Consider the following 20,272-nt stretch of genomic DNA (forward strand, 5'->3'; position numbering starts at 1 on the left):
CCTCACTCCACCGTGACGGACTTCGCCAGGTTGCGAGGCTTGTCGACGTCACGGCCGAGGGAGAGCGCGAGGTCGCGCGCCAGCACCTGCAGCGGCACCACCGACTCCAGCGGCCCCCAGCGGTCGATGCCGCCCGGCATCGGGGTGCCCAGGCTCAGCCCGAGCGCGGGGATCGTGCTGCCGGCTCCGCCGATGCGGATGACGCGGCCGCCACGGGCCTCGACCTCCGAGATGTTGCTCTCGATCCGCGGGTCGCCCGAGTCGATCACGACGACCGGCGTGCCGAGCTCGATCAGTGCGAGCGGGCCGTGCTTGAGTTCGCCGGCCGGGTAGTGCTCGGCCCAGCGGTAGCTCAGCTCCTTCAGCTTCAGCGCGCCCTCGGCGGCGTACACGACCCCGGGGCCGCGACCGAGGAACAGGTAGCCGCCGGCGTCGTGCAGCACGTCGATCAGCGGCGGGATGCGGTCGTGCGAGACGGCGATCGCGTGCGCCAGCAGGTCGGGCAGCCTGCGCAGGTCGTCGACCTGCAGCAGCGCGTCGGCCCGGCTCATCCGCCCGGTCGCGACCAGCGCCGAGAGCGCCATCGCCACACCGCTGATCGCCTGGGCGACGAAGGTCTTGGTCGCCGCCACGCCGATCTCGGGCCCGGCCTGGCAGTCCAGCACCGAGTCCGCGGTGCGGGCGAGCGTCGAGTGCGCGGTGTTCGTCAGCGCCACGAGCGACGAGCCGTCGAGGTCGAGGTCCTCGATCGCGCGCAGCACGTCGGCGGTCTCGCCGGACTGGCTCAGCGCGATCAGCAGGGTGCCGGGTTCGACGACGGACTCGGAGGCCTCGCTCGCGATGATCGAGGAGACCGGCAGCTTCCCGAGGGCACCGAACGCCGAGCCGACCACGCGCCCCGCGTTCAGCGAGGTGCCGCAGCCGAGAACGGCGACCCGACGGAAGTCGGGGAGTCCGAGGCCCCGCCACAGCGAACCGTCGGCGATGCCCGGGGCGAGTTCGTCGATGATCCGGGCGGCCGTCTCGGGCTGCTCGGCGATCTCCTTGCCCATGAAGTCCGGGTGGCCGCCGAGATCGCGGACGACCGCGGTCCAGGAGGAGCGCACGAACGGCGGGGGAGCGGTGGACAGGCCGTCCCGGCTCCAGATCAGCTCGTCGGCCAGCTCGACGACGTCGCCGTCGCGCATGGCCTGGAAGCCGTCGACCCGGGAGCCGATCGCCTGGATGTCGCTCGCGGCGAAGACGCCGTCGGCCGAGGCGGCCACGAGCAGCGGCGACCGGTGCGTGGCTGCGACGAGACGACCCGTGTCGGCGTCGAGCGCGACGAGCGCCCACGAGCCGCTGAGCTGCGCGGTGGTCTCCTCGACGGCGGCCCGGAGGTCGCCGGTCTCGCGGAGTCCCTCCTCGACCAGGTGGCTGATCACCTCGCTGTCGACCTCGGTGACCAGGCGGTGACCGCGGGCGGCGAGCTCGCGGCGCAGCGCATCCGCGTTCTCGATGATGCCGTTGTGCACCACGCTGACCCGGCCCGAGCAGTCCAGGTGCGGATGCGCGTTGGTCTCGCTCACCGCGCCGTGCGTCGCCCAGCGGGTGTGGCCGATCCCGGCTCCCGCGAGGGTCGCACCCGACCAGCCGGCGAGCCGGTGCGAGAGCGACTCGACCCTGGCGGTCGTGCGCGAGGTCGCGGTGACCCCGCCGGTGGTGCGGACCGTGATGCCGGCGGAGTCGTAGCCGCGGTATTCGAGCAGTGCCAGGGCGCCGATCAGGAACGGGGCGACCGGCGCATCCGTCCGGCACGCGACGATGCCGCACATCAGGAGCTCCGGCCGTCGAGGATGACCTCGCGCCGCACGAACCGCGGCTCGCGTTCGCGCCGGTCGCGGGTGTGCATCTCGGCCGCGATCCGGAGGATGATGTCGTCCAGCCGCGTCGCCGGGTCGAAGCCGACGAGCTCGGCGGCCTTGGTGTAGTCCGGCACGCGGCGCCGCATGTCCTCGAACCCGGCGGCGTAGGCCTCGCCGTAGCTCAGGTGGGTGATCGTGCTGGTGCTGCCGGTGACGTCGATGACCCGCCGGGCCAGCGAGTTGATCGAGACCTCCTCGGCGCCGCCGAGGTTGAAGGCCTGACCGGTGGCGCGGGGTTCGGCGAGCAGCCTGACCATGGCGGGCACGACGTCGCCGACGTAGGAGAAGCAGCGGGTCTGCTCCCCGTCGCCGTACACGGTGAGCGGCTCGCCGCGGAGCGCCTGGCCCACGAGGTTCGGCACGACCATGCCGTACCGGCCGGTCTGGCGGGGGCCGACCGTGTTGAAGGGGCGCACGATGGTCACGTCCAGGCCGTACTCGGTCCAGTACGCGTGGGCGAACGCCTCGTCGATGCCCTTCGCGGCGGCGTAGGTCCATCGCGATTTCAGCGGCGAGCCGAGGATGCGGTCCGACTCCTCGTTCAGCCGGGCGGAGGCGTTCTTGCCGTAGATCTCGCTGGTCGACACCAGCAGCAGCGAGGCCCCCGTGGCGACGCAGGCGTCGAGCACGTTCTCGGTGCCGTGGATGTTCGTGCGCAGGCTCGACAGCGGCTGCTCGACGATGAGCTTGACGCCCACGGCGGCGGCCAAGTGGAAGACGCGGTCGGCGCCCCGCACGGTCGCGAGCACCTTCTCGCGGTCGAGCACCGAACCGTGCTCGACGGTGAGCCGGGGGTCGTCGAGCGACGCCATCAGGTTGCGGGGAGCGCCGGTTGACATGTCGTCGAGCACGACGACCTCGTCTCCCTGCTCGAGAAGGTGTTCTACGAGGTGGCTGCCGATGAAGCCGGCTCCGCCAGTGATCACGGTACGCATGTCATTCAGTCCTGTTCACTCATCGAGGTCTGGGTCGGGTGGGGTGGTGGATGGGGTTGCTCGCCGGGTCGGGCGGGTCAGAGGATGGTGCGCTGCGGCACGTCGGTGCCGCGGTAGGTGGTGTCCAGCACCAGCTGGTGCGACTGGATCCAGTCGAGGTCGCTGCCGGTGTGCCGGGTGTGCAGCACGACGAGGGCGGCGCCGAAGGCGGACGGGTCCTCGAGGTTCCGCAGCACCGCACCGCTCGGCAGCGTGATGGTGTCGAAGTGGTCGTCGCTGAACGCGACGGTCGCGCCACGGGCGACCAGGCGGTCGAGGATCTCCAGCGCCGGCGACTCGCGGAGGTCGGCGACGTCGGGCTTGTAGGAGACGCCGACGACCAGCACGCGGGTGCCGTGCATCCCGAGGCCGGAGCCGGAGAGCACCTCCTGCACCCGGTCGACGACGCGGGTGGGCCGCGCTGCGATCTCGGTCATCGCCTGGGTGATCATCGGCGCCGCGACCCGGTTCTCACGCAGCTGCCAGAGCAGGTAGTGCGGGTCGCACGGGATGCAGTGACCGCCGACCCCGGGGCCGGGCAGGAACGCCATGAAGCCGTAGGGCTTCGTGGAGGCGGCGTCGACGACGTCGGCGATGTTCAGATCGAGCGTCTTGCAGATGTCGGCGAACTCGTTGGCCAGGGCGATGTTGACGGCGCGAAACGTGTTCTCCAAGAGCTTGGTCATCTCGGCCGCGGCGAGCGAGCGCACCCGGTGCACGCGTCCCACGTAGCGCAGCAGCAGGCGCGAGGCCTCCTCCTCGCACTCCGGGGTCGCGCCGCCGACGACGCGCGGCACCTCCTCGTGGTCGAATGAAGCATTGCCCGGGTCGATCCGCTCGGCGCTGAACGCGACGAAGACGTCCTGCCCGACGGTCATCCCGCGGGCCATCAGCGGGGTGACGAGCAGATCCTCGGTGCAGCCGACGTAGGTGGTGGAGGTGAGCATGAGCACCTGACCCGGCATCACGTGGTCGAGCACCATGGCGCAGGCCGCGCGGAGGATCGACAGGTCGGGCACCAGGTGGTCGTCGACGGGGGTCGGCACGCAGACGATCACGGCCGCCGCGCGGCGCAGGTCGTCGGGGTCGCTGGTGAGCACGAAGCCGGGGTCGTCCAGCGCCGTCGACAGCCGGGCACGGTCGCTGTCGAGCAGGTCGGCCTGGCCCGCCTCGATCACGTCGATGCGGCGCTGGGAGACGTCCAGCCCCAGCACGCGGGAGTGGGCTCCGTGGTAGGCCAGCGCGGTCGGCAGACCCACGTAGCCGAGGCCCACGATGGCGACGTCGAACTCGAAGCCGGCCGCCTGGGCCGCCTCCGCGGCGGTCGGGGTGCGCTCGACCGAGGCCGGGTCGGCCGCGGCGGTGCGATCGTGCCTCCAGTCCTGATCGGTGTGTGCACGGGTGATGCTCTCGAATGTGGTCACGACGTTCTCCCTCGGGTGTCCGGTGCCGATTGGCAATCAGAAAGACGGTGTCGCCGGCGGGGGACGGACGAGTGGGTGTGCCTGGGTGAGGCCTCGTCCGTTCCGGCGCCGGGTGACGCGGTCGGGTCGGGTTGAGAGATGAGCGGATGTTCGGACTCTTGCCCCCGGAGACACTGTCGCCGCCGTCGGAGAGCGAAATCAATCGGATCCGGGAGGACTGCGGTTTCCCACGGCGGGTTCGCGTGGGGCTGCGGGAGCCTGTTCCGGCGTGCGGTTTCCCGCAGCCATCGTGCGGGTGGTCCGGAGCCGGTCCTCGCCTAGCGTGGGCCGGGAGCACCGAGTGAATGGGGAGGGGACCATGCTGTCCTTCGTGATCGTGGTGATCCTCGTCTTCGGGATCAACACGCTGTTGTGGACCACCGCGGGACTCCTCCGGGTCGTCGCCGCCTGGCTCTCCCGACTCCGGTCGACGCCCGAGCGGGAGCAGGCGCGGCGGGCGGCGACCCCGGGCCGCGACCAGGTCGCCATCCTGATCGCCGCGCACAACGAGGAGTTCGTGATCGGCCACACCCTGGAGGCGCTGGAGGGTGTCGGCGACGACATCGCCGTGTTCGTCGTCTCGGACGGCTCCAGCGACCGGACGGCCGAGATCGCCCGGAGCCACGGGGCCACCGTGCTCGAGCTCGACCCCAACCGGGGCAAGGCCGGCGCGATCGTCGAGGCGGTCAGGCACTTCGAGATCGCCGACCGCTTCGAGGTGCTGCTGCTCCTGGATGCGGACACGCGGCTGAACCAGGACTACTTCGACACCGGCCTCGGCGAGTTCGCCGACCCGGGGATCGTCGCCGTGGCCGGGCGCGCGTCGACGCTGCTGAACCCGCGGTCGCCCACGCGGGTCGGGCGCATCCTGGTCGCCTACCGGGAACGCGTCTACATCGCGATGCAGTACCTGTTCAAGTTCGGGCAGGCGTCACGGCATGCGAACGTGGTGCCGATCGTGCCGGGCTTCGCGAGCATGTACCGCACCCGCATCCTGGCCGACATCGACATCGCCGCCCCGGGCCTCAAGATCGAGGACTACAACATGACCTTCGAGCTGCACGCCAAGAAGCTCGGGCGCATCTCGTTCCACCCGCACGTGGCGATCGCGCTCACGCAGGATCCGGACACCTTCGCCGACTACGCCAAGCAGGTCGAGCGGTGGAACACCGGGTTCTGGCAGACGGTGGTGCGGCACCGGTTCCGGTTCCGGCTGTTCTGGTTCGTGCTCGCCCTGTTCATCGCCGAGCTCGTCATGGCGAGCGTCGTGCTGATCTGCCTGGTGCCCTCGATCGTGCTCTCGCTCTACGCCTCGGCGGTGGTCGCGCTCGGCTGGGACCCGACCGGCACGGCGGCCGAGGTGACCACGCTGCTGCCGCCGCTCGCGCTGGTGCTCGGCGTCGTGCTGCCGGACTACCTGCTGACCCTGCTCGCCGCGGTCATCGCCCGGCGCCCGGTGTACCTGCTCTACGGACTCTGCTTCCCGCTCCTCCGGGTGATCGACGCGGTGCTCTGCGCGATGGCGCTGGTGGTCGCGCTGAGCGGGCGCACGAGCGGCACCTGGACCAGCCCGTCGCGGCGGGCGATCCGGGCGGAGCCGAGTGCGACACCGGTCAGTTGAGCAGCGACGCGAGGTGCGAGCGGGAGCGGGCGCCGACCTTGCGGTAGATGTGGGTCAGCCGCAGCTCCACCGTGCGGAGCGAGAGGTACAGCTCGCTCGCGATCTCCCGGTTGCGGAACCCCCGGCTGACCATCTGGGCCACCTCGCGCTCCTCGGCGGTGAGCATCGCGAGCACGGCGCTGGCCTCGGCGGGCGCGCGCGCGGCGTCCGGCGCCTCGGTGCGGCGGGCCCAGCGCAGGGCTCCGCTGCGTTCGAACGCGGTGACCGCGTCGGCGGTCGCGCGAGCCGCGGCCTTCGCATCCCCCTGGCGCGCCAGCCACTCGCCCTGGGCGAGCAGGGTGCGGCCCCGGTCGTAGCCGAGCGAATCGGTGGGAGCGCGACGCACGGCCTCGTCGAACAGGGCGCCCGCGAGGTCGTCGGGCGCCACGAGCGCGCGGGCGCGCGCGACCGCCAGGTCGAGCCACTGCGTGGGGCGGCGGACGAGCTGGTCCTCCAGGCGCCGCAGCACCGCCTCGGCGTCGCGGGGCCGGCCGGTCGCCAGCAGCGCTTCGACCAGGTCGGCGGAGTGCCGGATCATCGCCGGGTTGCGGGGGCCCGCGCCTCCCGTGGCGACGTCGGCCTGGTTGAGCAGACGGACCGCCTCCTCCGGATCCCGCTCGAGCAGCGCGTCGGCGCCCTGCAGCGTGAACAGCGTCGCCAGGGTGGCGCTGTGGTGCTCGGCCGAGGCCCGCGCGAGACAGTCCTTCGCGTAGCCCACGGCGTCCTCGGGGCGATCGCCGGAGGAGGTGTACCAGTACAGCGCCAGCGCCCGGGTGGAGCGGTGGATGACCGACTCGACCGGTTCGGCCATCCACTCCTCGACCGCGATGCGGGCGCGGTGGAAGTCCTGGGCCCGCATCTCGTTGACGTAGGCCATCTGCCGCGCCCATTCGTTGGCGAGCCGGTGGTGCGAGTGGCGACGGAAGATCACGGTGTAGACCCGCCGTGCCTGCCCGTAGCGCTCCCGGTAGCTGAGCGTCTCGCCGAAGGTGACCAGCGAGTAGACCGACAGCCGCTGGAGGTCGTCGGCGCTCAGCCGATCCGTGCTCAGCCCGGGATCCGGCACCCCCTCGATCGCGTCGAGTAGGGCGCCGGCCTCGTCGTGCGCGAAGATCGTCGCCGGCCCGGTCCTCGGAGCGAAGCGACCGCCGAGGGCGTGGCCGCGGCGGGCCTCGTCCAGCTCCCACCGCGAGCTCCGGAAGAAGGCGGCGCGCGAGAGCAGGGTCACCGCGCCGACCGGGTCGTCGTCGCCGTAGAGGCTGACGGCGGCGTCGACCTCGCCGGGGGTGATCGACTGCGAGCGCTCGAAGTCGATCGTGATCCGCTCGGCGGCCAGGGTCATGTTGAGCGAGGCGGAGGCGGGAGGGAAGCGCACGAACTTGAGGTACCGGGCCGCCAGGTCGAGTTCGGCCTGGGCGGTCAGGGCCTGCACCAGACGCAGCACGGCGTCGTGGTGCCGGGTGAGATCGATCGCGAGCAGCAGCGCGCGGTCGGCGAGCTCGACGGCCGAGGCCGCGTCGCCGTCCGCGACGAAGCTCGCTGCCGCATCCAGCAGCGGATCGGTCGACGGATCCCCGCCGACGTCGAAACTCTCGTGCCAGGTGGCGAGCCGGGGGTCGGTCTCGCGGGTCGCCCGGGCGAGCTCGAGGTGGCGCTCCCGCCGCAGTCTCGGCCTCATCTCCCAGTAGAGGAAGGAGCGCAGCAGCGGTTCGTCGAGGCGGACGGACTGACCGCGGGCCACGGCGAGGCCGGCGTAGAGGATCTCCTCGAGCGCGTCGGCGTCGTCCGGCCCGTCCAGCAGGGCGGAGACCGGCATGACCGGGGCGAGCGCGATCGACTCCAGCAACCGCCGCTGGTTCTCCGGCACCCCGGCCAGACGCTCGGCGGCGGCGGCCTTCAGTGCCTCGTGGGGCCGGGCGGGCAGCACCAGCGGCTCGAGCCCGGCGGCCTGCTCGTGGCTCAGCGAGCGTGCCGCATCGATCATCACCAGCGCGTTGCCGTCGCCCTGCGAGGCCAGGATGCGGAGGGTCCCGACATCCGCGCCGGCGCCGAGCTCGGAGGAGATCAGCTCGGCCGACTCCTCGATGCTGAACCGGGGCATCTCGCGCTGAGCGAACCCGGCCAGTGGGCTGTCCGGGGTGAGCGGCGAGGCGGACGCGACGAAGCGGAGGCCGGTGCCGGCCAGACGGCCCGCCATGAAGCCGATCAGAGTCTGGCTCTCGGCATCCATGCGGTCGAGGTCGTCGATGAAGACGGTCAGCGGGTCGAGGTTCAGCCCCCGCAGCAGCGAGAGCAGGTCGCGGGCCGCGGCGAACATGAACTGCGGCTCGGTCGAGCGGAGCGTGAACCGGCCGCTGAACTCCACCGCGCGGGAGTCGTCGATCGAGGCGAAGATCGTCGAGAATCCGGAGAGCGGCCAGGCCGCCTCGGCCGGGTTGGCGCGCAGGAGCACCGACTGCTCGCGCAGGCGGGTGTGCGCGACCTCGAGGAGTCGGGACTTGCCCATCCCGCGCTCGCCGGTGAAGACCGTCGCCGTCTCGGCGGGTGACGCGGCGACGTGCTCGATGTACTCGAGCTCGTCGGTGCGAGCCACAAATGTCATCACGGCTCCTTCCCGTCGGGTCGGGAAGATGCAGCCACGTAGCGCCTGGGAAGAGCGCGGCGGGCCAGGTCAGGACCACGCCGTCTACGTAGCGGCGTCACGCGGGGTGCGCCGATTACGGGTAGGAGCTTTCTACCCCAGGGCAGGGGCGATCACAAGACCTTCCGACGAGGGCGGTGGCGAATCCTCAGGATCGCTCGGCGAGGAACCCCTCGACGAAGGCGGCCGTGTCCTGCCAACCCTCGACCGCGTGGGTCGGCACGCCCAGAGCCTTGACGGGGTAGTCGTTGCCGCCCTCGTCGAGGCGGTCGCCCACGAAGAGCATGTCGTCGAGCGGGATGCCCGTGAGCTCGGCGAGGCGGTTCATTCCGTAGGCCTTGTCGATGCCCTTGCGGGTGATGTCGACCGAGGTCGAGCCGCCCGAGCGCACCTCGAGGTCCGGGAGCAGGGCGGCGACGGCGGCGCGCAGCGACTCCTTCTTCTCGCCCGTCGGGTCCCAGGCCGACTTCGCGTCGACCGGGGCCGCCTGACCGAGTGCCGAGAAGGTGATCTGCGACTCGCGGTCCTCGAGCACGGGGCCCCAGGTGTCGGTCTCCCAGAGGCCGAGCTTCTTGGCCTCGTCGGCGAGCGCGTCGAGCGCCCGCGTCTTCTCGTCGTCGGTGAGGGTCTCGGCGTAGACCTGCACCCAGGTGTCGGCCTCGTAGCGGTAGTACTGGGTGCCGCAGGTCGGCATCAGGTGCAGGCGCTCCAGCTGGGCCTCGCCGGTGCTCGGCAGGTTGGCCACGAGCTGGGACTGGAACTGGCCGAACTGGCCTCCGGAGATGACGCAGACCGGCACGACGTCGAGCAGTCGCACGAGGAGCTCGGCCATGCGGGGGTCGAGCGGCGCCTTCGAGGGCGCGAGCGTGTCGTCGAGATCGAAGGCGACCAGGCGGACGTTCGTCGTCAAAGGGGGTTCTCCTCGTGTGCGATGGTGTGGGGCGGTACGGCGGTGGAGGCCTGCCGGGCCGGGGAAACAGGTGGGGATGCGAGTGCACCGCCCTAGATTGTGTCAGATGAACCCGATGACCTCGTCGCCCCAGGCCAGCCGCACCGCGCTGTCGGGGTCGTCGACCACCGTCTCGTCGTGCCCGATCACCAGCGTCGAGCGCGTCGCCTCGTCGTAGCCGGCCCAGGATCCCGGGTCGCCGGAGGCGGCGAAGGCGAGCCAGTGGGCCTGCATCGACGCGCTCACCCGCTCGGCCTCGGGCAGACCGCCGAGGTCGAAGCTCGGGTCCTTCTTGTTGACGCCGAGCGTGCCGAAGACGTAGGCGATCTCGGTGCCGTGCGTGGCGCCGAGCCCGAGCACCTTGAGCATGGGCGTGGAGTGGTCGAAGCGGTACATCCAGGTCGGCGCGCGCCGGCTGTGGGCCGAGGCCAGCCAGATCGACGGCATCCGGAACCCCGCGTCGCGGGAGAGCTCGGCCGGTGTGGTGCGCTTCGGGAACTCGGGGTAGGCGCTCTCGATCCGGGCCTCGGCGGCCGCGAGATCCGGATGCTCGGCGGCGAGCTCGGCGAACATCGTGTGCACCGAGGCGCCCGAGATGGGCATCAGCGGCGACTTCATCATGCGGAACAGGGTCGCCTCGTCGTGGTTCGTGCCGATGATCAGGGGCACGGGCAGCTGGGTGCCGGCGCGGTAGGAGTCCAGCGGATGCACGGGCACGACGTCGCCGTCGACCACCGGCGCGATGGCGAGGGACCCCGGGGCGTCGGCGGCGACGGCCGCGACCAGCTCGAAGGTCGCTGCCGAGAGCCTCTCGGGGGACACCCGGCGGAGCTCGCCCGCCTGCTCCGGCGCGACACCGAGGAGGTCGAGGAAGCGGCGCGAGACGGCCGCGGCGCGGGTCTGGTCGTAGACCGAGGTCGCCGGCGAGCTCTCCGCGATCGCGCGGTGGAACAGCCCCTCGGCCGCGGGTGAGGTCAGGAGCGTGGTCACGCAGCCCGCCCCGGCAGACTCGCCGAAGATCGTGACGTTGTCGGGGTCGCCCCCGAAGGCGGCGATGCCGTTCTTGACCCACTGCAGGGCGAGCAGGATGTCGCGGAGGCCGACGTTCGTGTCGAAGGGCTCCTCCTCGGTCGCGAGGGAGGAGAAGTCGAGGAAGCCGAGGGCGCCGAGCCGGTAGTTGACGCTCACGAACACGATGTCGCCGCGCTCGATCAGGTGAGTGGGGTCGTAGAGCGCCGGGGCGCTGCAGCCGGCGACGTAGGCGCCGCCGTGGATCCACACCATGACCGGGCGGAGGGGACCGGTCGCGCCGTCGCCGTCGCCTTCGTACTCGTACTCGTAGTCGTCGCCGCCCGCGTCGGCGCTGCCGGCCTGGTCGGGATCGGCGTCGCTCTCTCTGTCCGCGGCGAAGACGTTGAGCGTGAGACAGTCCTCCGACTGCACGATGCCGTCCGGCAGGGGCATCGCCTTGCCCTCGTGCTGCGGTGCGGCCGGTCCGAAGGCCTGGGCGGCGCGCACGCCGTCCCACGGCTCGACCGGCTGCGGGCTGCGGAAGCGCAGCGGCCCGACCGGGGCTGCGCCGTACGGGATGCCCCGCCAGGTGCGGACCCCGTGGACGACGGTGCCGCGGACGGCCCCGGAGGGCGTCTCGATGACGAGCGGGTCGGCTGCGACACGGTTCATGGGGACACTGTAGCGATCGGGGGCGGCTCGGCGGGGTTGAATAGAGGGGTGAATCCCGAGCTCATCGACCGCCTCCGCGACGACCTGACCGCGGCCCGGTACCGGGTCGACGCGCTCGACGCCCTCTGGGGCGCCTCCGCCTCCGCCGCGCTGTTCCGTGGCCGCACGCTGCCGGCGGTGCGGGCCCTCGCGCGGCGGCGCGCGACCGGCGCCGGGATCTCCCCGGTGCAGACCCTCGGCGCGCTCTTCGTGCTGGGCGAGACGGTGCCGCGCGAGGAGCTCGACGCCGCCCTGCCGTCGCTCGGCTCGCTCGGCGCCGAGGAGCTCGGCCTGGTCGGACCCGACGACGACGGCCTCCGCGCCCGCCTCGACCTGCGGCCCTACAGCTTCGTCGACGGCCAGGGGGCGGGGAGCTGGTGGATCGTCTCCGACCTCGGCGAGACGGCGCTCGGCCGCGCGCTCGACGAGGACCACGTGCTCGGCATCGGCGGCGCCTCCAACACGCTGAGCGGTCTCATGATCACCGAGCCCGCCGACTCGGTGCTGGATCTCGGCACCGGCTGCGGCATCCAGGCCCTGCACGCCGCCCGCTTCGCCCGCCGGGTCGTCGCAACCGATATCTCGCACCGGGCGCTCGCGATCGCGGCGCTGAACGCCCGGCTGAACGGCATCGACTCGATCGAGTTCCGGCACGGCTCCCTCTTCGAGCCGGTCGCTGGCGAGCGGTTCGACCGGATCGTGTCGAACCCGCCCTTCGTCATCACGCCCCGGGTCGAGGGCGTGCCCCAGTACGAGTACCGCGACGGCGGCCTGGTGGGGGATGCCCTGGTCGAGAGCGTGGTGCGGCAGGCGGCCGAGCACCTGACCCCCGGCGGCATCGCGCAGCTGCTCGGCAACTGGGAGTACCGGGTGGCGGGCGACGCGGTGCACGGGGGGCTCGACCGGGTGCGGTCGTGGGTCGAGTCGGGCGCCGGGGCCGGCGGCTCGGGAGTGGGTGGTCCGGGGGTGCCGGGCTCCGACGTGCGCGGCTCGGGCGTGCTCGATGCCTGGGTGATCGAGCGCGAACGGCAGGATGCGCCGACCTACGCCGAGACCTGGATCCGCGACGGCGGCACCCGACCCGGCTCGCCCGAGTTCGAAGCCCTCTACGCGGCCTGGCTCGACGACTTCGACCGGCGCGGGGTGGAGGAGGTCGGCTTCGGCTACGTGCTGCTGCGGCGGCCGGTCGACGCCGGGCCGGATGCGCCGGGCGGGCCGGACAGGCCGGGTGGGTCCGGTGGGCCGCGCGTGCCGCTCGCCCGCTACGAGCACGTCGACTCCGCGCTCGGCGACAATCCCGTGGGGCTCGGCGACCACCTGGCCGTGGGTCTCGCCGGCCACGACTGGCAGACCGCGCGCGACGACGCGGAGCTCGAACGCGCCCGCCTGGTGCACGCACCCGACGTGACCGAGGAGCGCCACTACTGGCCGGGCCAGGACGATCCCGTGGTGATGACCCTGCGTCAGGGCGGCGGCCTCGGCCGCAGCGTGCCGCTGGACACCGGGCTCGCCGCCTTCGTCGGCGCCTCGGACGGCGACCTGTCGGCCGGCGCGATCATCGCCGCCATCGCCCAGGTGCTCGAGGTCGACGAGGCCGCCCTGCGCGCCGAGCTGCTCCCGCGCATCCGCGCGCTGATCGACGACGCCTTCCTCCTGCCGGCCTGACCGAGCGCCGGCGCGGGGCGCTCAGTGATCTGCCAGTCGGCTTGGTGAGACTGGACTCCAGCGACGGCGCAGCGAGCGCCCCTGAGATCGGAGCGATCACCATGGGATTCCTCGACCGACTCCTCGGCCGGGACGAGCCGCAGCCGGCCGTGCCCGCCCCCGCACCGGTGGCATCCGCACCCGCATCCTCACCCGCTCGGCCCGCGCCGGGCGGAGCCGCCCGCCCGGCGTCCGCCGACGGTTCGCCCGCGCGCAGCGAGGACGAGATCGCGGTCGAGCGCTACCGCTACCTGCTCCGCACCGCGCCGCCCGAGACGATCGAGCAGGTGCACGAAGAAGCCTTCACGAAGCTGACGCCGGAACAGCGACGCATCCTGTTCACCCAGCTCAGCGAGAACGCCCCCGCCGGCGAGCAGCCCCGCGGCGACGACCCGCACTCGCTCGCCCAGGCGGCGACCCGGTCGGAGCTGCGTCAGCCCGGCACAATGGAGCGGTCGTTCGCCAACGCCGGGCAGGGCCGGCCCGGGGGCGGCGGGATGGGCTTCGGCGGCATGGTCGCGTCGTCCCTGCTCGGAACCGTGGCCGGGTACGTGATCGGCTCGGCGCTGGTCAGCGCGTTCCTGCCCGACCCCGGGGCCGATCAGGCCGGCGCGGAGAACGGCGCAGACCAGAACGGTGCAGACCAGAACGGCGACGCCCAGAATGCCGACCAGAACGGTGCAGACCAGAACGGCGCCGACCAGGGCGGCGGCGATCAGGGCGGCGACGGGGGAGCGGCTGCCGGAGACGGTGGCGTCGAGGCCTCCGGGGCCGACACCGGCGGCGACTGGTCCGGCGGGGGTGGCGACTTCGGCGGTGGGGGTGACTTCGGCGGCGGTGGCGGCGACTTCGGCGGAGGCGACTTCGGCGGCGGCGGCGACTTCGGCGGCGGTTTCGACTTCTGACGCATCCCTGTCAGGGGCCGGATCACCCGGCCCGCTAGGATCTCGTGCATGACTGACCTGCACATCGTCGAGCGCGAAGACTACGACACCATCAGCTACCTGGTGGTCACCGACCTCAACCCGGAGGACTTCCCGGGTGCGCCCACGCTCGGGCCGTTCGCCACCCGCGCCGAGGCCGAGAAGGCCATCGTGGAGTGGGACCAGGAGCTCGTCGACGACGCGACGCCCGACGACGAGAGCGCCGCACCCGCCGTCTGACCGGTATCCCGCCGCCTGACCCGCACCCGTCGTCTGGCCGGCATCCGTCGTCCGACCGGCATCCGGGGCTCGTCAGCTGCCCTGCAGCACGACCACCAACGAGATCGCCCCGATGCTGAGGGCGACGAGACCGATGATCACGATCCAGGTCAGCGCGCGTGCGCGACCGAGCCTCCCGATGAAGCCCGAGGGCCGGTCGTCCTGATCGTCGTCGCTCATGCTCCGACGATAGCGGGTAGCGTGAGGGCGAACCCATCCCGTCGACAGCGAAGAAGGCGATGAACGTATTCGAGAGCCGGCCCTGGCTGAGCAGCTACTCCCCGGACCTCGCCCCCACGGTCGGCGACACGCCGTTCGAGACGGTGGGCCAGCTGGTGCACGAGACCTCCGAGAGGTTCGCCGACCAGACGGCGTACTCCAACCTCGGCACCGAACTCAGCTTCCGCGAGATCGACGACCTGTCCGACCGGTTCGCCGGCTTCCTGCACGGTGAGCTCGGGCTGGTCAAGGGCGACCGCATCGTGGTGCAGATGCCGAACCTGCTGCAGTACCCGATCGCCCTCTACGGCGCATTGAAGGCCGGGCTCGTCGTTGTCAACGCGAATCCGCTCTACACCGCCCACGAGATGAAGAAGGTGTACGCCGACTCGGGTGCGGTGGCGATCGTGGTGCTGGAGAACTTCGCCGACCGCCTCGAGTCGGTGATCGAGGAGACCGAGCTGAAGCACGTCATCCTCACCGAGGTCGGCGACCTGCTCCCGGCGCCCAAGCGCCTGGTGACCAACCTCGTCGTCAAGCGGGTGCGACGGATGGTGCCGGCCCACGGGCTCCGTCGTCGTGCGGGCACCGTCTCGTTCCGTGAGGCGCTCTCCCGCGGGGCGCGGCACGCCGGGGTCGGCCTCCCGGCGATCACCCGCGACGACACGGCGCTGCTGCAGTACACCGGCGGCACCACCGGCGGCACGAAGGCCGCGATCATCTCGCACCACAACCTCGTGTCGAACCAGGCGCAGATGCTCGCCCCGATGCGGCTGCGGCTGACGGAGGGCGAGGAGACCGTGATCGCCGCTCTGCCGCTGTACCACATCTTCTCCTGCACGGTGAATGCGCTGGCCTTCTTCGCCTACGGCTCGCACAACGTGCTGGTGACCAACCCGCGTGACACGAAAGACCTGATCGGCACCCTCGACAAGACCCGGCCGAGCGTACTCATCCTGGTCAGCACCCTGGCGGGCGGCCTGCTCGACAGCGACGCGTTCCGGGCGCTCGACTTCTCGCGGGTCAAGCTCGCAGTGGCCGGCGGCATGGCGGTCAGGAGTGCGACGGCGAACGCCTGGCGGGAGGCCACCGGCAGCGACATGCTCGAGGGCTACGGCCTCACCGAGGCCTCGCCCGTGGTCGCGGTGAACCCGACCTGGACCAGCCCGCGCGTCGGCACGATCGGCCTGCCGCTGCCCTCGACCGACATCGAGCTGCGCGGCGAGGACGGCCTGCCCGTCGGGCTCGACGAACCGGGCGAGCTCTGCGTGCGCGGCCCGCAGGTGATGCAGGGCTACTGGAACCAGCCGGACGCGAGCGCCGAGGTGCTGAAGGACGGCTGGTTGCTGACCGGCGACGTCGCCACGATGTCGGCCGACGGCTACCTCACGATCGTCGACCGCAAGAAGGACCTGATCGTGGTGTCGGGCTTCAACGTCTATCCGAGCGAAGTCGAGGAGGTCGCGACCGCCCACCCCAAGGTCAAGGACGCGGGGGTCGTCGGCGTGCCCGACGACCGCTCGGGCGAGGCCGTGGTGCTGTTCGTGGTGCCGTCGGACCCCTCGCTCACCGAGGCCGAGCTGAAGAGCTACCTCAAGGGCGAGCTCGCCGGCTACAAGCGCCCGACGAAGATCATCTTCCGAGACGAGCTGCCGAAGTCGAACGTCGGCAAGGTCCTCCGGCGAGAGCTCAAAGAGCTGTTGTGACGGCTCGCTGATCCGCCGCCCTCGCTGATCCGCCGCCCCCGCTGATCCGCCGACCCGCCCCCTCGGCGGTGCGGATCAGCGAGGGCGGCGGATGAGGATGGTCAGCGCGATGACCGCGGCCACGGTGAGCGTGATCAACAGCGCGACGACGCCGAGCGGCAGCACCGCCGCCGTCAGCGCGAGCAGCAGCACGAGCGCGGCGGCTCCGAGCGACGCGGCCGGCGGAATGACGGTTCCCCCGTTCAGCGGCCGATAGAGCACCTGCATCGCCACCAGGAACACCGCGACCGGCACCGCGATCGCCAGGGCCACCACGACCGAGGGAGCCTCGACGTGGTGCCCGACCGCCTCGACGCCGACCTCGAGCCCGGCGCCGAGGGCCGCGAGCGCCGCGAACACGACGTAGTGCCCGTAGCCCCAGAAGTACGATCGGTCGCGGTTGCGCTCCAGCCCCTCGTGCGCGGGTTCGAGGAAGTAGATCCACCACAGCCCGAACAGCAGCGCCAGGCCCGAGACCGCGAGCAGCACGAACTCCACCGAGGAGGCCCCGGCGCTCACGATGCCCTGAACGCCCACGGTCGAGGCGAGCACCGACTCGCCGAGCAGGATGATCGTGAACAGCGAGTAGCGCTCGGCCACGTGGTGCGGGTGCCAGCGGGTCATGCCCCGTCGCTCGGCCCAGAGCGGCACCGCCATCTCGCAGACGGCCAGCAGCGCGAAGATCGCGATCTGCGCCGGCACCGGCAGTCCGCCGACCGTGAACAGCCGGATGACCCACAGCGCCTGCACCACGGTGATGCCGAGCGCGTAGCGCAGGGCGGTCGCGCGGCCGTCGGGATCCTGGAGCGCGGCGCGCAGCCACTGCACGACCAGGGCGATCCGCATGATGAAGTAGCCGACCGTGATCAGGGTGAAGTCGCCGTCGTCGAAGGCGCTGGGCACCCCCGAGGCCAGCACGAGCACCCCGCCCATCTGCACCATCGTGAGCAGCCGGTAGGGCACGTCGTCGGTGTCGTAGGCCGAGGCGAACCAGGTGAAGTTGAGCCACGCCCACCAGATGGCGAAGAAGACCATCAGGAAGTTCGGCAGCGCCTGGCCGACGTGGTCCTCGGCGACCGCGTGGGCGAGCTGGGCGACCACGGAGGAGATCGCGACGACGAAGGTGAGGTCGAAGAGGAGTTCCAGAGGGCTGGAGACCCGGTTGGGCTCGTCGATGTCGCGGGCGCGCATCCGCACCATCGGGATCAGGCCGACGGCGGGAGAGGGTGTGCGGGGCATGGCAGAAGCCTACGAGCACCCCGAGCCGCTGAGGGCGGTGCTCGGGGGCGGCACCGGGGGCGGTGCCTGGGGCGGCGCCCGAGGGCTCAGAGGAACAGCAGCACGAACTGGATGACGAGCGCCACGACGCCGAGCCCCAGCAGGATCCAGCCCGTGGTGCGCAGGGCCCGCCCCTCGTGGGCCGGATCGTCGATGCGACCGACCGAGGGGTCGCGCGGGTTCACGTACACCGTCACGTCCTCCCCGGGCTCGAGCACCTGTGTCTCGTCTTCGATCGACGGAGCCTCGTAGAGCACGCCGTCCTCGCCGAGCCAGCGGTAGGCGAGATCGCCCTGCGCATCCAGCACCACCACCCCGAGGGTCTCCCGCCAGCCGCGGAAGAACGCGCCCCGGATGTACCCGACGACGAGCAGGACGACACCGAGCCCCAGACCGATCCAGCTGAACAGCTCGGTGATCAGGGAGGCTGCGGCGGCCGGGTCATCCATGCAGCCACTGTATTGCCCCTGGGTAGAGTGGCACCGTGAACGGCGTCCAACTGCTCCTGGTCATCGTGGGCGCGATCGCGGTCACGGGACTCGCCCAGCGCCGCGGCCTGCAGCCCGCGCTCGTGATCACGCTCGTCGGGTTCGCGGCCTCGTTCATCCCGGGCTTCACCCGACTCGAGCTCGACACGGACGTGATCCTGGGGATCGTGCTGCCGCCGCTGCTGTACTCAGCGGCGCTCAACTTCTCGTTCTTCTCCTTCGCCCGCAACTTCCGCCCCATCATCGGGCTCGGGGTGGGGCTCGTGGTCGTCACGGCGCTCGCCGTGGGGGTGGTCGCGGCGTGGATCGTGCCCGCGCTCTCGCTCGGCGCAGCCCTCGTGCTGGGCGCGATCGTGGCCCCGCCGGATGCGGTGACCGCGGTGGCGATCGGCCGGAAGCTGGGCCTGCCGAAACGGGTGATGTCGATCCTCACCGGCGAGAGCCTGGTCAACGACGCCGCCGCGCTCACCCTGTTCAGCATCACGGTCGCGGCGGTCGCCGGCACCCACACGCTGTTCGAGAACCCGCTGCTGCTGTTCGCCTACAGCTCGGTCGTGGGGATCCTGGTGGGGGTGGTGCTCGCGACCGTGGCCACGATCATCCGGCGCCTGCTCAAGGACTCGTCGCTCGAGACGGTGCTCGGTCTGGTCGTGCCGTTCGCGGCCTACCTGCTGGCCGAGCAGTTCGAGGCCTCGGGGGTGCTCGCCGTGGTGGCCGCCGGGTTCGCGATCGGCGGCTCGTCGACCCGCGCCGGGTACGCCACGCGGCTGCAGGAGCGGCAGGTCTGGTCGTCGCTCGACGTGCTGCTGGAGGCCTTCGTCTTCGCCTACATGGGGCTGCAGCTGCGGTTCGTGATCCAGGATCTGAGCGACGCCGGGCAGTCGGTCTGGGCCGTCTTCGGCGCCGGCGCGCTCGTGCTGCTCGTGGTGCTGTTCGTCAGGCCGGTCTGGGTGTTCCTCTCCTTCGGCCGCAACTGGCTCGGCGACCGGGTGATGCGACGCAAGTTCGCGACCGACGCACGCGTGCGCGAGCGGATCGAGCGGGAGAACGCCGTGCGGGTCGCCCGCGGGCGGAAGCCGCGACAGTTCCCGGTCTTCCTCGACTGGAAGGAGAGCCTCGTCGTCTCCTGGACCGGCATGCGCGGGGTCGTCACGCTCGCGGCCGCGGCCGGTGTGCCGCTCGTGCTGGCGAACGGCGAGCCCTTCCCGGGACGCGCCGAGATCCAGGCGATCGCGTTCCTGGTCGCGGTGGGGACCCTACTCGTGCAGGGCCTCTCGCTGCCGCTCCTCATCCGGTCGCTCGCGCTGAGCGACCCGAAGCAGGAGGAGTACGACAAGGAGCAGACCCGACTCGCCCAGGAGATCGCCCAGCAGGCCTCGGCAAAGGTGTTCGAGGCGTTCCTCGCCGACCCGCCGAAGGACTTGCCGCCCGAGGTGCTCGAGCGCGTCACGTCGGCCGTGAAGCGGCAGTCGGACCGCGCCGCCCGCGAGGCCGAGCAGGATGCGGAGCAGCAGGACGACCAGGCGGTCACCGGGCGCGGCGGCGGCGCGTTCGGGGAGCTCTACCGCCAGGTGATCCAGGCCCAGCGGGTGGCCGTCGTCGACGAGCGCGACCGCAACCGGCTCGACGACGACGCGGCCCGGGAGTTCCTCGAACAGCTCGACTACCAGGAGGCCGCGATCGTCTCGCGGCTCGGAAACCGGCTCTGAGCGCGCTCGGGCCACAACGGAGGATCATGATCGTCACCATAGAAGGTCGCACCCCCTCGGTCGAGGAGTCCGCATGGATCGCCCCGACCGCCGTGCTCGTGGGCGAGGTCACCATCGCCGCCGGGGCGAGCGTGTTCTACGGCGCCGTCGTGCGGGCCGACACCGACACGATCCGGCTGGGGGAGGGCTCGAACCTGCAGGACAACGTGGTGGTGCACTGCGACGCGGGCCGGCCCACCACGATCGGGGCCGGCGTGAGCGTCGGCCACGGCGCCGTGCTGCACGGCTGCACGATCGAGGACGACTGCCTGATCGGGATGAACGCGACGGTGCTGAACGGAGCCGTGATCGGCCGCGGGTCGCTGGTCGCCGCCGGCGCGGTGGTGCTCGAGGGCACGGTCGTGCCCCCGGGGTCGCTGGTCGCCGGAGTGCCGGCGCGGGTGCGGCGGGAGCTCGGGGAGGCCGAGAGCGACGGCATCCGGCGGAACGCCCAGACCTACCTGCGGCTGAGCGCGGAGCACCGGGTGGCGACGGCCGACTGAGCGGTGATCGCCGGCGCTGACGAGTGACCCCGGAGTGGTGGCGGACAGCGCGGGCCGCTGTCGGGCGTGGTG

At 71.9% G+C, this 20,272-nt stretch carries 16 protein-coding genes; 7 read left to right on the plus strand and 9 right to left on the minus strand.

Annotated features, from left to right (window positions below):
* Positions 1–2 precede the first annotated feature (2 nt).
* The 3 genes from glmS to AC59HU_RS12220 form a co-directional block, all read right to left on the minus strand.
* Positions 3–1,814, minus strand: a complete 1,812-nt coding sequence (gene glmS / locus AC59HU_RS12210; RefSeq protein WP_497223701.1) for a glutamine--fructose-6-phosphate transaminase (isomerizing) — start codon at positions 1,812–1,814, stop codon at positions 3–5.
* The gene (locus AC59HU_RS12215) at positions 1,814–2,839 is read right to left on the minus strand and encodes an NAD-dependent epimerase/dehydratase family protein (RefSeq protein WP_497223702.1); all 1,026 of its coding nucleotides are present in this window, start codon (positions 2,837–2,839) and stop codon (positions 1,814–1,816) included. The genes glmS and AC59HU_RS12215 overlap by 1 nt, the downstream gene beginning before the upstream one ends.
* Positions 2,840–2,916: 77 nt before the next feature.
* Positions 2,917–4,302: a nucleotide sugar dehydrogenase gene (locus AC59HU_RS12220; RefSeq protein ID WP_497223703.1), complete on the minus strand. Its 1,386-nt coding sequence runs from the start codon at positions 4,300–4,302 to the stop codon at positions 2,917–2,919.
* Positions 4,303–4,660: 358 nt separating this feature from the next.
* On the opposite strand from AC59HU_RS12220, the gene AC59HU_RS12225 reads away from it, so the two are divergent.
* On the plus strand, positions 4,661–5,962 hold the full coding sequence (locus tag AC59HU_RS12225; protein ID WP_497223704.1) for a glycosyltransferase family 2 protein: 1,302 nt from the start codon (positions 4,661–4,663) through the stop codon (positions 5,960–5,962).
* On the opposite strand, the gene AC59HU_RS12230 is transcribed toward AC59HU_RS12225, so the two are convergent.
* The 3 genes from AC59HU_RS12230 to AC59HU_RS12240 form a co-directional block, all read right to left on the minus strand.
* Positions 5,955–8,603, minus strand: a complete 2,649-nt coding sequence (locus AC59HU_RS12230; RefSeq protein ID WP_497223705.1) for a helix-turn-helix transcriptional regulator — start codon at positions 8,601–8,603, stop codon at positions 5,955–5,957. The two genes, AC59HU_RS12225 and AC59HU_RS12230, sit on opposite strands and share 8 nt — an antisense overlap.
* 187 nt (positions 8,604–8,790) lie before the next feature.
* Entirely contained in the window at positions 8,791–9,552 is a 762-nt protein-coding gene (locus tag AC59HU_RS12235) for an HAD-IIB family hydrolase (protein WP_497223706.1), read from the minus strand.
* A gap of 102 nt (positions 9,553–9,654) precedes the next feature.
* Complete coding sequence (locus tag AC59HU_RS12240; RefSeq protein ID WP_497223707.1) at positions 9,655–11,274, minus strand: carboxylesterase/lipase family protein; 1,620 nt, start codon at positions 11,272–11,274, stop codon at positions 9,655–9,657.
* 48 nt (positions 11,275–11,322) lie between these two features.
* On the opposite strand from AC59HU_RS12240, the gene AC59HU_RS12245 reads away from it, so the two are divergent.
* From AC59HU_RS12245 to AC59HU_RS12255, 3 genes are all read left to right on the plus strand, one after another.
* Positions 11,323–12,978, plus strand: coding sequence for a DUF7059 domain-containing protein (locus AC59HU_RS12245; RefSeq protein ID WP_497223708.1), 1,656 nt, complete (start codon positions 11,323–11,325; stop codon positions 12,976–12,978).
* A gap of 101 nt (positions 12,979–13,079) precedes the next feature.
* Positions 13,080–13,922 (plus strand): hypothetical protein, encoded by an 843-nt coding sequence (locus AC59HU_RS12250; protein ID WP_497223709.1) that lies wholly within the window; start codon positions 13,080–13,082, stop codon positions 13,920–13,922.
* A gap of 48 nt (positions 13,923–13,970) precedes the next feature.
* Positions 13,971–14,180 carry a hypothetical protein gene (locus AC59HU_RS12255; RefSeq protein ID WP_497223710.1) on the plus strand — a complete coding sequence of 70 codons (210 nt, stop codon included), beginning with the start codon at positions 13,971–13,973 and terminating at the stop codon, positions 14,178–14,180.
* 72 nt (positions 14,181–14,252) lie between these two features.
* On the opposite strand, the gene AC59HU_RS12260 is transcribed toward AC59HU_RS12255, so the two are convergent.
* Positions 14,253–14,399 carry a hypothetical protein gene (locus AC59HU_RS12260; protein WP_497223711.1) on the minus strand — a complete coding sequence of 49 codons (147 nt, stop codon included), beginning with the start codon at positions 14,397–14,399 and terminating at the stop codon, positions 14,253–14,255.
* A gap of 59 nt (positions 14,400–14,458) precedes the next feature.
* Between AC59HU_RS12260 and AC59HU_RS12265 the strand changes: the two genes are divergently transcribed.
* The gene (locus AC59HU_RS12265) at positions 14,459–16,144 is read left to right on the plus strand and encodes an AMP-binding protein (RefSeq protein WP_497223712.1); all 1,686 of its coding nucleotides are present in this window, start codon (positions 14,459–14,461) and stop codon (positions 16,142–16,144) included.
* A gap of 75 nt (positions 16,145–16,219) precedes the next feature.
* Here AC59HU_RS12265 and AC59HU_RS12270 read toward each other — a convergent pair whose 3' ends face one another.
* Both AC59HU_RS12270 and AC59HU_RS12275 read right to left on the minus strand, forming a co-directional pair.
* Positions 16,220–17,422, minus strand: a complete 1,203-nt coding sequence (locus AC59HU_RS12270; RefSeq protein ID WP_497223713.1) for a low temperature requirement protein A — start codon at positions 17,420–17,422, stop codon at positions 16,220–16,222.
* A gap of 86 nt (positions 17,423–17,508) precedes the next feature.
* A complete protein-coding gene (locus AC59HU_RS12275; RefSeq protein WP_497223714.1) occupies positions 17,509–17,910 on the minus strand; it encodes a DUF3592 domain-containing protein in 402 nt (133 codons plus the stop codon).
* A 35-nt stretch (positions 17,911–17,945) separates the two neighbouring features.
* Between AC59HU_RS12275 and AC59HU_RS12280 the strand changes: the two genes are divergently transcribed.
* Both AC59HU_RS12280 and AC59HU_RS12285 read left to right on the plus strand, forming a co-directional pair.
* A complete protein-coding gene (locus AC59HU_RS12280; protein ID WP_497223715.1) occupies positions 17,946–19,658 on the plus strand; it encodes a cation:proton antiporter in 1,713 nt (570 codons plus the stop codon).
* A 26-nt stretch (positions 19,659–19,684) separates the two neighbouring features.
* Positions 19,685–20,200: a gamma carbonic anhydrase family protein gene (locus tag AC59HU_RS12285; RefSeq protein ID WP_497223716.1), complete on the plus strand. Its 516-nt coding sequence runs from the start codon at positions 19,685–19,687 to the stop codon at positions 20,198–20,200.
* Positions 20,201–20,272 lie beyond the last annotated feature (72 nt).

It is taken from the genome of Herbiconiux sp. 320_LB (genome assembly GCF_059691755.1).

Coding starts and splice junctions, on each gene's coding strand:
- glmS (WP_497223701.1), bottom strand. CDS start 1,814: ATGTGCGGCATCGTCGCGTGCCGGACGGATGCGCCGGTCGCCCCGTTC.
- AC59HU_RS12215 (WP_497223702.1), bottom strand. CDS start 2,839: ATGCGTACCGTGATCACTGGCGGAGCCGGCTTCATCGGCAGCCACCTC.
- AC59HU_RS12225 (WP_497223704.1), top strand. CDS start 4,661: ATGCTGTCCTTCGTGATCGTGGTGATCCTCGTCTTCGGGATCAACACG.
- AC59HU_RS12230 (WP_497223705.1), bottom strand. CDS start 8,603: ATGACATTTGTGGCTCGCACCGACGAGCTCGAGTACATCGAGCACGTC.
- AC59HU_RS12240 (WP_497223707.1), bottom strand. CDS start 11,274: ATGAACCGTGTCGCAGCCGACCCGCTCGTCATCGAGACGCCCTCCGGG.
- AC59HU_RS12250 (WP_497223709.1), top strand. CDS start 13,080: ATGGGATTCCTCGACCGACTCCTCGGCCGGGACGAGCCGCAGCCGGCC.
- AC59HU_RS12255 (WP_497223710.1), top strand. CDS start 13,971: ATGACTGACCTGCACATCGTCGAGCGCGAAGACTACGACACCATCAGC.
- AC59HU_RS12260 (WP_497223711.1), bottom strand. CDS start 14,399: ATGAGCGACGACGATCAGGACGACCGGCCCTCGGGCTTCATCGGGAGG.
- AC59HU_RS12265 (WP_497223712.1), top strand. CDS start 14,459: ATGAACGTATTCGAGAGCCGGCCCTGGCTGAGCAGCTACTCCCCGGAC.
- AC59HU_RS12270 (WP_497223713.1), bottom strand. CDS start 17,422: ATGCCCCGCACACCCTCTCCCGCCGTCGGCCTGATCCCGATGGTGCGG.
- AC59HU_RS12275 (WP_497223714.1), bottom strand. CDS start 17,910: ATGGATGACCCGGCCGCCGCAGCCTCCCTGATCACCGAGCTGTTCAGC.
- AC59HU_RS12285 (WP_497223716.1), top strand. CDS start 19,685: ATGATCGTCACCATAGAAGGTCGCACCCCCTCGGTCGAGGAGTCCGCA.